Source organism: Pseudomonas sp. PDM27 (assembly GCF_019219205.1).
In the GTDB taxonomy this organism is placed as follows: Bacteria; Pseudomonadota; Gammaproteobacteria; order Pseudomonadales; family Pseudomonadaceae; genus Aquipseudomonas; species Aquipseudomonas laurylsulfatiphila.
In genome coordinates this window covers 505317-518293 of sequence record NZ_JAHUWF010000001.1, presented here as the reverse complement: position 1 = coordinate 518293, position 12977 = coordinate 505317, and the positions used below count along the sequence as shown (strand labels likewise).

At 65.1% G+C, this 12977-nt stretch carries 8 protein-coding genes; 3 read left to right on the top strand and 5 right to left on the bottom strand.

Going from position 1 to position 12977, the window contains the following annotated elements:
• Positions 1-81: 81 nt before the first annotated feature.
• The 3 genes from KW838_RS02405 to KW838_RS02395 form a co-directional block, all read right to left on the bottom strand.
• Positions 82-999, bottom strand: coding sequence for an MBL fold metallo-hydrolase (locus tag KW838_RS02405; RefSeq protein ID WP_218500236.1), 918 nt, complete (start codon positions 997-999; stop codon positions 82-84).
• 78 nt (positions 1000-1077) lie between these two features.
• Complete coding sequence (locus tag KW838_RS02400; RefSeq protein WP_218500235.1) at positions 1078-2280, bottom strand: NAD(P)/FAD-dependent oxidoreductase; 1203 nt, start codon at positions 2278-2280, stop codon at positions 1078-1080.
• Between the two features lie 231 nt (positions 2281-2511).
• Positions 2512-2904 (bottom strand): response regulator transcription factor, encoded by a 393-nt coding sequence (locus KW838_RS02395; protein ID WP_102701145.1) that lies wholly within the window; start codon positions 2902-2904, stop codon positions 2512-2514.
• 324 nt (positions 2905-3228) lie between these two features.
• On the opposite strand from KW838_RS02395, the gene KW838_RS02390 reads away from it, so the two are divergent.
• Entirely contained in the window at positions 3229-4164 is a 936-nt protein-coding gene (locus KW838_RS02390) for a LysR family transcriptional regulator (RefSeq protein WP_218500234.1), read from the top strand.
• Between the two features lie 10 nt (positions 4165-4174).
• On the opposite strand, the gene KW838_RS02385 is transcribed toward KW838_RS02390, so the two are convergent.
• On the bottom strand, positions 4175-5203 hold the full coding sequence (locus KW838_RS02385; protein WP_371317809.1) for a GlxA family transcriptional regulator: 1029 nt from the start codon (positions 5201-5203) through the stop codon (positions 4175-4177).
• 293 nt (positions 5204-5496) lie between these two features.
• Here KW838_RS02385 and KW838_RS02380 point away from each other — a divergent pair, with 293 nt between their 5' ends.
• Positions 5497-6168, top strand: coding sequence for a response regulator transcription factor (locus tag KW838_RS02380; protein WP_218500233.1), 672 nt, complete (start codon positions 5497-5499; stop codon positions 6166-6168).
• Positions 6169-6251: 83 nt separating this feature from the next.
• Entirely contained in the window at positions 6252-11762 is a 5511-nt protein-coding gene (locus KW838_RS02375) for an AAA family ATPase (RefSeq protein WP_218500232.1), read from the top strand.
• An 82-nt stretch (positions 11763-11844) separates the two neighbouring features.
• Here the strand turns inward: KW838_RS02375 and KW838_RS02370 are convergent, their stop codons facing one another.
• Positions 11845-12825: an alpha/beta fold hydrolase gene (locus tag KW838_RS02370; RefSeq protein ID WP_218500231.1), complete on the bottom strand. Its 981-nt coding sequence runs from the start codon at positions 12823-12825 to the stop codon at positions 11845-11847.
• Between the last annotated feature and the right edge of the window lie 152 nt (positions 12826-12977).

Here is a 12977-nt window from a genome sequence, read left to right as displayed (position 1 = left end):
AGCGAGGGCCTTTGCCCGCTCTCAGTCGATCCAATTGCGTAGCCTGAGCAGGCCAGGCGCAGGCCTGATACCAGCAGGCGATCAATAATCCCAGAAGGCTGCAATCCAGCGGAAAGCATCACCGTCGATCGCCACTCGGCCGACCGAGGGGAAGGGCAGGTGAGTGGCGACAAACAGCTCGCCGCTCGCCGCCGCTTCCTGTAGCAGGCGGACTCGAACGCGAACCGATTCCTCGGGATCGTGTTCGAAGCCGTTGTGCCAGTCGGGATGGTCGAAGGCCACCGGGAACAGGGCGTCACCGGCGAAGGTCAGGCGCTCGCCGCCGGAGCTCACGTAGACCACGCAGTGCCCGGGCGTGTGGCCGCCGGTGAGTTTGGCGACCACACCCGGTGCCACTTCATGCTCATCCTCGAAGATGTGCAGCTTGCTGTGGTACTGCTCCATGAACTGGTTGGCGGTTCTGCGCAGGACGTCCGGCACCGGTTGGGGCATCGAGGTCTGGGAGAAATCGGGGGTTGTCCAGAAGTCGACTTCGGTGGCCGTGACGTGGATGCGCACGTCGGGACGCAGGCGGTTCTTCACCTCATCGACGAGCAGCCCGCCGATATGGTCCATGTGCATGTGGGTGATCACCACGTCGGTGATGGACGCGAGGTCAATACCGGCGGCCTCCAGTCGCTTGGGGAACTGCCCGGCTCGCGGAAAACCGGGGAACTGGCCGCCCAACCCGGCGTCAACCAGGACGGTCTGCTCGCCGCTGCGTACCACCAGCACGTTCAGTGCCCAGTCGAACATGTCCGGCCCGAGGTACATGTCCTTGAACCAGGCCGCGCGGGCAGCCGGGTCGGCGTTGGTGGACATGGTCTCGGTCGGCAGCGGCAGCACGCCATCGCTGACCACCAGAACGTCAATCTCGCCGAGCCGCAGTGCGTAGCGCGAAGGCACCAGTTCCTCGGCATCCGCTTGCTGCCGGGGGAAGGATTTCAGAGGCATGGTCATGGTCGTTCTCCTATTGCTTGTGTCGAATACATCAGGCGAATGTCGCTCTCGCGACGGCAGGAAAATGCCGCGAGGTGTTCAGGCCACCGGGATCATGGGATCGGCTGCGGCCAGGGCGGTGCGCCGGTCGGCGGCCGGGGGGTAGATCCACAGGGTGTTGATCTGCGTCTTGAGTTCCTTGGCTTCTGCCTTCACCAGCTTCAGCTGACGATCCCAACCTTCGGTGTACACCGCGCCCCAGGCACCCAGGTCCAGGCAGGTCACGTATTTGGGCTGGCGGTAGAGGGTCGGGGGCACGCCCAGCAGGTCGGCGGCGGCGTTGTTGCCGGCGTGGCGGCCCAGGCTGATCGCGTGCTGGCAGGACATCGCGGCGAAATTGCCGATATCGTCGGTGGCCGCGTAGGCCACATCGCCTGCGGCGAACACCTTGCCCTGGCCACGGACCTTCAGGTTGCCGTCAACGTGCAGACGGCCCTGGCCATCGCGCTCGCCAGTGAGCTGTTCGGTGAGGGCACTGGCGCGGAAACCGACGGTCCAGATCACCGTGTGGCTCTCGATGTGTCGGCCATCGGCGAGGGTTACGCCGTTGGCGTCTACCGAAGCGACCGTTGCGCCGGTGATCCACTCGATGCCCAGCGCTTCGGAGGCCTCGACGATGGAAGGACGAATGCCGTCGCCCATGGCGGCGGCGATGCGCTCACCGCGATCGACGATTATCACTCGTACGTCCTGGTCTGCACCCAGCACGGCGCGCAGGCGGGCAGGCATTTCGGTGGCTGTCTCGATGCCGGTGAAGCCGCCACCGGCGACCACTACCGTGTTGCGGGCGCGGCTGGCAGGCTGTTTGCCGAGCGACATCAGGTGACGCTCCAGGCGAGCGGCAGACTCGATCTGGTCAACGTCGAAGGCGTGCTCGTTCAGGCCCGGCACCGGGGGACGTGACAAACGGCTGCCGGAGGCCAGCACCAGCCTGTCGTAGGCCAGTTCGGCAGGGCGGCCGGCCTCGTCGCGGTAGCCGACGCGGCTGGTCTGCTCGTCGATGCGTTCAGCGGTGCCTTTGACGAAGCGCACGTTCACCGCGTCGAGCAGGGCATCCAGCGGGGCGAACATGCTATGCACATCGGCTTCATAGAAGCGCGGGCGAATGCGCAGTTCGGCTTGCGGCGCCAGCAGGGTGATCTCCACATCCTGGCGGTCATGCATGTCCAGCAGGCGGGCGGCGCTCAAGGCACTCCACAGACCGCCGAACCCCGCACCAATAACCAGAAGTTGCTGTTTCATGATGTGCTCCTGACTCGAATGAATGAAACTTGAAGCAGTGGCCTCAAGCTCGGCGTGACAATGAAGGGTCGCCACGAAATACAAGCGGCGTTGTTCTGTTTCCAGTCGTCCGCTGTGGATTCATGCTATGGGAGCGAACTTCGAGGTGCACTTCTCCATCGGTGTGCGGGAATTACGCATCCGTTGAAGAAAGTTATACGAAGGTATCGGTCAGGAACCTGGCCAGGGTATTCAGTGCGCTTGTCGCAAGGCGGCTTCGACACAAGCCAGTAACTGTTCGGCTGCGAATGGTTTGGGCAGGCAGGCAATCACCCCGGGCAAACCCGAAGTGATGCGCGGATTCTCGCCCGGGTAGGCGGTGATGAAGATCACCGGGACGTGCAGGCCGCGGGCGCGCAATGCCTCGTACAGCTCAACGCCACACATGCCGGGCATCTGGATGTCGGAGATCAGACAATGGGCATTCGCCGGACCGTCGGAGTCGAGGAACTCGCGGGCCCCGTCGTAGGTGCGCGCCTGGTAGCCAGAGGCGCGTAGAAGGCCTTCCAGGGCAGTGCGAATGGATTCGTCGTCGTCGACGACTGCAATGACAGCCCTGTTGCGGATTTCAGTCTGTTGCATCATGTGGGGCACTCGTGGCGGCGCCTGCCGTACTTGCAAGATACGCCGTCGCCTGAGTCGGAAAAGTATACCTAGGTATAAATGAACAAGACTTGAGTGTGGAAATCCTGACTGGAAGTCGGGTGCTCATGAGATCTGTCGCGCAAAGTTCGAGAGGAGAATACGCAGGTATAAGTTCGAGGATCCAAGGGATGCTTTCATTGGCCTCATGTACTAAAGACTCGCCCGGCTTGCCTGAATACGCTGCAATCACATCGCAGACCCCGAACACATATTCGGATGCGACGAGGCGCTGTTCGAATCCAACTTCACCAGGCGGGTGGTCAAATGAACAGAAACGATCTGCGGCATGCCGACATCAATTTGCTGGTTGTCTTCGAAACCATGATGCGTGAGCGCAACGTCACCCGGGCGGGCGAACGCCTGTTCCTGGGTCAGACCACCATCAGCAGCGCGTTGGGGCGGCTTCGTTCCATGTTCGATGATCCGCTGTTCATCCGCACCGGGCGGGTGATGGAGCCGACAGCCCGAGCCGAGGAAATCCACGCACGACTGGCGCCTGCGCTCGAAGGTATTGCCCTTGCCCTGAGTTGCAGCCAGGCGTTTGATCCGGGCACCAGCGAAGCATCCTTCCATGTCGGGCTCTCCGACGATGTCGAGTACGCGCTGCTGCCAGGGTTGATGAAACACCTGCGCATCGAAGCGCCCAACGTCACGCTGGTGGTCCATCGGGTGGATCAGTGGCAGTTGCCGCAGTTGCTGGTCAGCGGTGACATCTCCGTGGGCATCAGCCTGACCCGGGACCTGCCGGCGAGCGCCCGTTGCCGCCGTTTGCGACCCATGCAGTCGATGTTGCTGCGTGCCGACACGGCGGTTGGGCCCGTAACGCTGGAGGAGTTCTGCCGGCGCCCGCATGTGGTGGTCTCCACGCAGGGACATGTGACCGACGATGTCGACCGCGCCCTGGCTCGCCATGGTCGTCAGCGCCGTGTGGTGCTGACGGTCCCCCAATTCAGCGCTTTGCCCGCACTGCTGGACAGCAGCGACCTGCTGGCCATCGTGCCTGACTATGTGGCCCAGGAGATGGTCCGCCTGGAAGGGATGCGTGTCGATTACGCGCCGCTGCCCCTGTCGAGCCCGGACCTGTCCATGGCCTGGCGTGGCGCCAGCCATGCGGACCCGCGCGAGCGCTGGTTGCGCGCCTGCTTCGCACGCTATCTGGCGCAGCAGCCGGAGCGCCCGGTGGTGCTGGCCGTGGCCTGAGGGCGGGGCTTCAGCTTTCGCGGGTGAACCGGCTGCGGTAGTCGCGCGGCGAAATCGTCAGGTGACGCTGGAAGGTGGTGCGCAGCCTTTCCTCGTCGGCGAATCCGCAGGCGCGGGCGATCTGCTCGATGTTGCGCGGCGAGGTCTCCAGCAGACGCTTCGCCGCCTCCAGGCGGAACAGTTCGATGGCCTTGGCGGGCGGGCGCCCGGTATGCCGCTTGTAGACCCGGGAGAAGTTACGCAGGCTCATCTTCGCCTGTTTCGCCAGACGCTCCACGGTCAACTTCGGGTCGTCCAGGTTCTCGGCCAGCCACAGGTGCAATTCGTCGAACACCGAACTGTCCTGCGCCTGCATCTGCAACAGCGTGCTGTATTGCGCTTGTCCACCCGGACGCTTGATGTACACCACCAGCTCGCGGGCCGCCTGCATGCTGACTTCCCGGCCGCAGTCCGCCTCCACCAGGGCCAGTGCCAGATCGATGCCGGCGGTCACGCCCGCCGAGGTCCATACTGCGCCCTGCTGGATGAAGATCGCGTCGGCGTCCACCTCCAGGGCGGGGAAGCGCTGTTGCAGCGCGTCGCACATGGCCCAATGGGTGGCGGCGCGGCAGCCGTCGAGCAGGCCGGCCTTGGCCAGCAGGAAGGCGCCGCTGCAGACTGAGGCCACGCGGCGTGCGGTGGGCGCTTCGCGATGTAGCCACGCCACCAGTTCGACGTGGCTGTCCAGGGTCTGGCAGATATCGGGAGCACCGGGAACGACGAGGGTATCGATGGCTGCGAGATCGAGCTCGCCAAGCGAGCAGGTGTCCACCGCCAGACCCTCGACGGTGCTCACCAGGCCGCCATCGAGACTCGCCGTGCGCAGCCGGTAGCCGGGCAACCCGCGCTGGGAGAGCGCCTTGCTGGCTGCCCAGAACACTGTCTGTGCGCCACTGAGATCGAGCAGGCCCATCTGCGGGTAGGCGACGAACACCACCTCGCGCTGGCCCGTCCACGGCTGGTGGTGTGTCGAGTGGTGCAGGGTGGTGGCGTTCGTCATGGAATCCTGCCTGTTCGAATGGCGGCTGAGCCAGGGCCTGCACGGGGAATTTTCGAGCACTCGCGGCTGGCCGTTTTTCAGGGGTTTCTGGCCTAACGCCGGCGTGCATCGGCATGCTAGCTTTGCTCGCAGCTCAAGTCATTGCGCCACCGCGCGCGTGCTGACGCCGACTCCCGAAAACACCGCCCCGGTTGCGGATGACCGTTTGGCTGGCGCATTGCTGCGGGTGTCATCATGGACTATCTTTTTTGACCTGCACACCGCCCATGATGCGGTCCCGCTAAGGAGGCAAGATGACTTCGTGGTCGAATCCCAACCCGCCGCAAAGCCCGCGGGGTCCCAAGGAACCGGTGGTCTATGTGGTCGATGACGATGAGTCCATGCGTCTTGCGCTCGATGGGTTGTTGCGCTCGATCGGTCTGCAGGTCCAGACCTTCGAATCCTCTCAGGATTTCCTCGCTTTTGCCAAACGCGACGTGCCCGGTTGCCTGATCCTCGATGTGCGCCTGCGCGGCGAAAGCGGCCTGGCATTCCAGGAACAGATGGAGAAGAGCGGCGTTCGCATTCCCATCGTGTTCATGACCGGCCATGGCGACATCGCCATGACGGTCAAGGCCATGAAGGCCGGCGCGGTGGACTTCCTGGCCAAACCGTTCCGTGACCAGGACATGCTTGACGCTGTCGCCAGTGCCCTGGCCCGTGACAGCGAACGCCTGCTTGCCGAGCAGTCAGGCGCGGCCCTGCGCACCGCCTTCAAGGCGCTGACTCAAAGAGAACGCGAGGTCTTGCGCTTCGTGGTGGCGGGGTTGATGAACAAGCAGATCGCGGCGGAGCTCAACCTGAGCGAAGTGACCGTGAAGGTCCACCGCGGCCAGGTGATGAAGAAGCTGGGCGCACGTTCTGTTGCCGAGCTCGTGCGCATGGCCGAAACGCTGGGCGTCGAACCTGCGCGCCGGGCAACCTGAGCGGGGCCCGCGCCCAATAGCCAAACACGCCGCAGGCCACCCTTCCGAGCGGCACCAGAAACCTCCTGAACGGTGCCGTGCCGATGGCGAGCAGACAGCAGATCTTGTGGGATGATGGCGAGCGGGTGTTCTCCCGCGTTCAGCGCTTGGGGCAGGGCGGTGGCAGTGAGCTGCTGGTGCAGCCATCCGCCGAACAACCGCTGCCCGCGACCCTCGACCGACTGGCTCACGAATACAGCCTCAAGGATGATCTGGACAGCACCTGGGCCCTGCAGCCACAGGCGCTGACGCGCGAAGGCGGGCAGACGCGTCTGCTGCTCGACGACCCTGGCGGCGAACCCCTGTCGCACCTGCTGCTGGCCCCTCTGGAGGTAGAGCCCTGCCTGCGCCTGGCCATCAGCATCGCCGAAGCGCTGCGCCACTTGCACCAGCGTGGCCTGGTGCACAAGGATCTCAAGCCCAATCACATCCTGGTCAATTGCCGCGACGGTCAGACACGGCTGACCGGTTTCGGCCTGACGTCCCGGTTGCCACGCGAACGACAGGCACCCGAGCCGCCGGAGACCATTGCCGGCACCCTGGCGTATATGGCGCCCGAGCAGACCGGGCGGATGAATCGCTCCATCGACTCGCGCAGCGATCTCTACGCCTTTGGCATCACGCTCTACCAGATGATCACTGGCGTCCTGCCGTTCAGCGCCAATGACCCGATGGAGTGGGTGCACTGCCACATCGCGCGCAAGCCGCTGCCACCCTGCGAGCGGGTGTCCGGTGTGCCGCTCATGCTGTCGCAGGTCGTCATGAAACTGTTGGCCAAGACTGCCGAAGAGCGTTACCAGAGCGCCGCGGGGGTCGAGCACGACCTTCGCCGGTGCGTGGCCGACTGGCAGCGCGATGGGCGCATCGAAGCATTTTCCCTGGACGAGCAGGGCGCGACTGACAGGTTGCTGGTTCCCGAGAAACTCTACGGTCGCGAGCGCGAGGTGCAAATCCTGGTCGAGGCCTTCTCGCGCATCGTCAATAGCAGCGCTCCGGAACTGGTGCTGGTGTCCGGGTACTCCGGAATCGGCAAGTCCTCGGTGGTCAACGAACTGCACAAGGTACTGGTGCCGCCACGCGGGCTGTTCGCGTCCGGCAAGTTCGACCAGTACAAGCGCGACATCCCCTACTCGACGCTGGTGCAGGCCTTCCAGGGCCTGGTCCGCACCCTGCTGGGCAAGAGCGACGAGGTGCTGGCTGACTGGCGCAGCACGTTGCTGGAGGCGCTGGACCCCAACGCCCGGCTGATGACCGACCTGATTCCGGAGCTGAAGCTGATCATCGGCGAGCCGGCGCCGGTACCGGAGCTGGAACCGCAACAGGCGCAGCGGCGTTTCCTGCTGGTGTTTCGCCGATTCATCGGCGTCTTCGCCCGCGCGGATCACCCCCTGGCGCTGTTCCTCGATGACCTGCAATGGCTGGACGCAGCGACCCTCGACCTGCTCGAAGACCTGCTGACCCATTCGGAACTGCGCCACCTGATGCTGGTGGGCGCGTACCGAGACAACGAGGTGGATGCCAGCCATCCGCTGACCCGCAAGCTCCAGTCCATTCGCCATGCCGGCGTGCGCGTCGATGAGATCAGGTTGCTACCGCTGGCTCGGGCGCACATTGAACAGCTGATCGCCGAGGCGCTGCGTTGCCCTCCACCCGGCATCGTGGCCCTGGCCCGGCTGGTGCAGGACAAGACTGCTGGCAACCCGTTCTTCGTCATCCAGTTTCTTCAGGCCCTGGCCGAGGAGGAGCTGCTGAGCTACGACCATGCGGTGCGCCGGTGGCGCTGGGAACCGGAGCGCATCCACGCCAAGGGGTACACCGACAACGTCGTCGATCTCATGGTCGGCAAGCTCGCGCGCCTGCCAGCGGATACCCGGCAGGCGCTTCAGCAGCTGGCGTGCCTGGGCAGCGTGGCGCAGATCGACACCCTGGCTACCGTGCTGGAACTGACGCCGGTCCGCGTCCATGGGGTGCTGTGGGCGGCGGTGCGCCAGGAGCTGGTCGTGCAACTGGAGGGGGCCTGTGCGTTCGCCCACGACCGCATCCATGAAGCCGCCTATTCGCTGATCGCTGACACTTCCCGGGCCGAGGCGCACTTGCGGATCGGCCGGATCCTGGCGGCGCAGACGCCAACGGAGCGGCGCGAGGAAGCCATCTTCGAGATCGTCGGCCAACTGAACCGTGGCGCCAGCCTGATGAACGCGCGCGGTGAGCGTGAGCAACTGGCCGAGTTCAACCTGCTGGCCGGCCAGCGGGCCAAGGCTTCCACTGCCTATGCCTCGGCGCTGGCTTACCTGGGAGCCGGCGCGGAGTTGCTCGACGAGGATGGCTGGGAGCGCCGCCACGAACTGCGCTTCGCCCTGGAGCTCAACCGCGCGGAGTGCGAGTTCCTGACCGGTCAACTGGCACTGGCCGACGAGCGCCTCACCGCGTTGGCGGAGCGCGCCACGACCACGGTGCATCGTGGGGCGGTGGCCTGTCTGCAAATGGACGTCTGTCTGCTGCTCGATCGCAGTGACCGCGCGGTAGGTGTGTGCCTGGCCTATTTGCGCCAGGTCGGTATCGATTGGTCATCCCACCCGGACGACGAGGAGGTGCGCCGCGAATACGAGCAGATCTGGATACAGCTGGGCGAGCGCAGCATCGAGCAGCTCATCGATCTGCCGCTGATGGAAGACGCGGCCTCGCTGGTCACCCTCGATGCCTTGAGCAAGCTTTTTGCACCGGCTCTGCAGACCGACGCCAACCTGGCCTGCCTGACCATCTGCAAGGCGGTCAGCCTGAGTATGGAACGCGGCAATTGCGACGCTTCCTGCGTGCTTTATGCCAACGTCGGGCGGGTGGCCGGTCGGCGCTTCGGCGACTATCAGGCGGGCTACCGATTCGGCCGTCTGGGCTGCGAATTGGTCGACCGGCGTGGCCTGAAACGCTTCGAGGCGAGCACCTACCTGTGTTTCTCGATGTTCGTTGCGCGCTGGATGAGACCGGTGCGCGAGTGCCGGGAACTGCTGCATCGCGCCTTCGTCGCGGCCAACCGGGTCGGCGATCTGCCTTACGGCGCCTATGCCGGCAATGGTCTGATTTCCGACCTCCTGTTCATCGGCGAACCTCTGCAGGACGTACAGGGCGAAGCCGAGCACGGTCTGGCCTACGCGCAGAAGGTGCACTTCGGTCTGGTCATCGACTTCATCAGCACCCAGCTGGCGTTGATCCGCATGCTGCGGGGACAGACTCCGGTCTTTGGCTGCTTCGACGATGGCCAGTTCGATGAAGCGCGCTTTGAGGCGCACCTGGGCAGCACGCCGGACCTGGCGCTGGCAGCGTGCAAGTACTGGGTGCGCAAACTGCAGGCACGCTACCTGGCCGGCGACTACGCGGTAGCGGCAGACTGCGCGGCGCAGGCCAAGGCGCTGATGTGGATCGCTTCGTCATTCCTCGAGGAAGCCGAGTACCACTTCTACGCGGCACTGACCCTGGCCGCCCGGTTTGATCCCGACTCCACCGGGGGGCCGGCTGCGCAACTGCAGGCGTTGGCCGAGCACCATGGCCTGCTGCAAGTCTGGGCGCAGCAGTGCGCGGAAACCTTCGCTTGCCGGGTTGCACTGGTGGGCGCCGAAATCGCACGCATCGAGGGGCGTCTGGTCGAGGCGCAAATGCTTTACGAGCAGGCCATTCAGTTGGCGCAGGATAGCGGCTTCGTCCATCTGGAAGCGCTGGCCAACGAGCTCGCGGCGCGCTTCTACGGCGCGCGCGGCCTCGGCAAGATCGCCCGGCTGTACCTGCAGGATGCTCGCTATGGCTACCTGCGCTGGGGCGCCGACGGCAAGGTCCGGCAGTTGGAGGGACGCCACCGGCACCTGCGCAACGAGGAGCCGGCACCCGGCCCGACCACTACCATCGCTACTCCGGTGGAGCACCTGGACCTGGCCACGGTGCTCAAGGTTTCCCAGGCAGCCTCGGGAGAGATCGTCCTCGAAAAGCTGATCGACATGGTCATGCGCACGGCCATCGAGCAGGCCGGCGCGGAGCGTGGCTTGCTCATTCTCGCCGAGGCCGGCGAACTGCGCATCGCGGCGGAAGCCGACACCGGTAATGGCACCACACAGCTGCGCGACGGGCCGGTGAGCGCGGCCGCGCTGGCGGAGTCGGTGCTCTACCAGGTGCTGCGAACCGGGGAGAACCTGTGCCTGGAGGACGCTTCGGCCGATCCCGCGTTCGCTGCGGACCTCTACATCCACCAGCGCGGGGCGCGGTCGATCCTGTGCCTGCCGCTGATGAATCAGGCCAAGCTCACCGGCGCGCTCTACCTGGAGAACAACCTCGTGGCCGGCGCGTTCAGCCCGGCGCGCATCGCCGTTCTGCGGCTGCTGGCGTCGCAGGCGGCAATCTCGCTGGAGAACGCGCGCCTGTACCGCGATGTGGCCGAACGCGAGGCCAAGATCCGCCGACTGGTGGAAGCCAATATCATCGGCATCATCGTCTGGAGTGCCAATGGCGAGATCATCGAGGCCAACGATGCCTTCCTGCGCATGGTTGGCTACGAGCGCGACGACCTGGTTTCCGGGCGTGTACGCTGGCACGACATGACCCCGCCGGAGCGGCGCGCGGAAAGCGAAGAGGCCCTCGCCACGGCCGTGCGCACCGGCCGTGCACGACCCTTCGAAAAGGAATACATCCGCAAGGACGGCTGCCGTCTGCCGGTGATCGTCGGCCTGGCTGCCTTCGAGGCCAGCGTGCAGGAAGGGGTGGCCTTCGTGCTCGACCTGACCGAACGCAAGCAGGCCGAGGAGCAGGTCCGCGAGGGCGAGCGGCGCTACCGCGAGGTGCAGACGGAACTGGCCCATGCCAACCGTGTAGCCACCATGGGGCAACTGGCGGCGTCCATCGCCCACGAAGTGAACCAGCCGATCGCCGCCACTGTGACCAATGCCAACGCCGCCTTGCGCTGGCTGGACGCGCAACCGCCGGAACTGGGCGAGGTGAGCCAGGGGCTGGGGCGCATCATCAAGGATGCCAATCGTGCAGCGGATGTGCTGGGGCGCATTCGTGAGCTGATCCGCAAGACGCCGCCGCAGAAGCAGCCGGTGGACGTCAACGCGGCGGTGCGCGAGATGGTCGAGTTCACCCGCGGCGAAGCCGTCAAGCATGGCGCTGTGGTGCGTACACGACTCGCCGACGGTTTGCCGCAGGTGAATGCAGACCGGGTGGAGCTGCAGCAGGTGCTGCTCAACCTGATCATCAATGCCCTCGAGGCCATGGGCGGCGTGCCCGATGGGGAGCGCCACCTGCTCATCAGCACCGGGCACGAGCCGGACGGGATGCGGGTGACGGTCGGCGACAGCGGGCCAGGGTTCGCCGCGGAGAGCGCCGAGCGGGTCTTCGCGCCGTTCTACACCACCAAGGCCACCGGCCTGGGCATGGGCTTGTCGATCTGTCGCTCGATCATCGATACCCACGGCGGTCGCCTGTGGGCCAATGCGAACCTGCCGCGTGGTGCGCTGGTGCAATTCACGCTGCCGGCGCATCCCGCAACGGGCGCGGCGCTTGAGCTCGAGTGACGTGATTCGGGGGAAAAGGTCCGGAGCAGCAGCCTCCGGACCTTTTTGCCTGCAACTGCACTGCGTTACGACGGTCGATCCATCAACCCTGGATGAACGCCAGCAGGTCCGCATTGATGATGTCGGCATGGGTGGTGCACATGCCATGGGGCAGGCCCGGGTAGGTTTTCAGCGTTCCGTGCTTGAGCAGCTTGATGGTCAGCCGTGCCGAGTCGTCGATGGGGACGATCTGATCGTCTTCACCATGCAGGACCAGGGTTGGCACCTCGATCATCTTCAGATCCTCGGTGAAGTCGGTTTCCGAAAAGGCCTTGATGCAATCGTATTGCGCCTTGGCGCCGCCATTCATGCCCTGGCGCCACCAGTTGTCGATCACCGCTTCGGATACCTTGGCATCCGGCCGGTTGAAACCGTAGAAGGGGCCGGCGGCCACGTCCCGGTAGAACTTCGCGCGGCTCGCCGCAAGCGCCTCGCGGAAGCCGTCGAACACTTTCAGTGGCAGGCCGCCCGGGTTCTTGTCCGTGCGCAGCATGATGGGCGGCACGGCACCGATCAGCACCGCCTTGGCGACACGACCACCGCCACCATGGCGCGCGACGTAGCGGGCCGCTTCGCCGCCACCGGTGGAGTGACCGATGTGCACGGCGCCCTTGAGGTCCAGATGGGCTGCCAGCTCCGCAAAATCGGCGGCATAGGTGTCCATATCATTGCCCACGGCGGACTGGCTGGAGCGGCCATGACCGCGCCGGTCGTGGGCGATCACGCGATAGCCCTTGCCGAGGAAGAACAGCATCTGGTTATCCCAGTCGTCGCTGGACAGCGGCCAGCCGTGATGGAACACGATGGGTTGGCCGGTGCCCCAGTCCTTGTAGAAAAGACGCGTGCCGTCCTTGAGCGTGAGGTATCCCGAGCCCTGATCCCGGCGGCGTGAACCGCCACTCGCTGGCGTTTGGGTTGTGCTCGATTGACCCGCCAGGGCAGGCACGGCCACTGCCAGTGCGGCAGCCGCCACGCCGGCGTTCATCAGGGCGCGGCGGGTGGTTCCTTTGGTTTCGTCGGTCATGGTGAAGGCTCTCGTCTGGGTACCGCTGTTGCGGCGAATGAGGACCGGTACGACCGGTCTAGCGAAGTGCGCAAGGCTTTTCGCATTGAGGCCGAAGTACCGGTCCACAAACCCTATTCCCAGGCAATAGCCCGCACCATCGTCCATGGGTA

Excerpts from the sequence above, each read along its gene's own strand:
- KW838_RS02385 (WP_371317809.1), bottom strand. The coding sequence starts at position 5,203 with ATGACGAACGCCACCACCCTGCACCACTCGACACACCACCAGCCGTGG.
- KW838_RS02370 (WP_218500231.1), bottom strand. The coding sequence starts at position 12,825 with ATGACCGACGAAACCAAAGGAACCACCCGCCGCGCCCTGATGAACGCC.
- KW838_RS02390 (WP_218500234.1), top strand. The coding sequence starts at position 3,229 with ATGAACAGAAACGATCTGCGGCATGCCGACATCAATTTGCTGGTTGTC.
- KW838_RS02405 (WP_218500236.1), bottom strand. The coding sequence starts at position 999 with ATGACCATGCCTCTGAAATCCTTCCCCCGGCAGCAAGCGGATGCCGAG.
- KW838_RS02380 (WP_218500233.1), top strand. The coding sequence starts at position 5,497 with ATGACTTCGTGGTCGAATCCCAACCCGCCGCAAAGCCCGCGGGGTCCC.
- KW838_RS02400 (WP_218500235.1), bottom strand. The coding sequence starts at position 2,280 with ATGAAACAGCAACTTCTGGTTATTGGTGCGGGGTTCGGCGGTCTGTGG.
- KW838_RS02375 (WP_218500232.1), top strand. The coding sequence starts at position 6,252 with ATGGCGAGCAGACAGCAGATCTTGTGGGATGATGGCGAGCGGGTGTTC.
- KW838_RS02395 (WP_102701145.1), bottom strand. The coding sequence starts at position 2,904 with ATGATGCAACAGACTGAAATCCGCAACAGGGCTGTCATTGCAGTCGTC.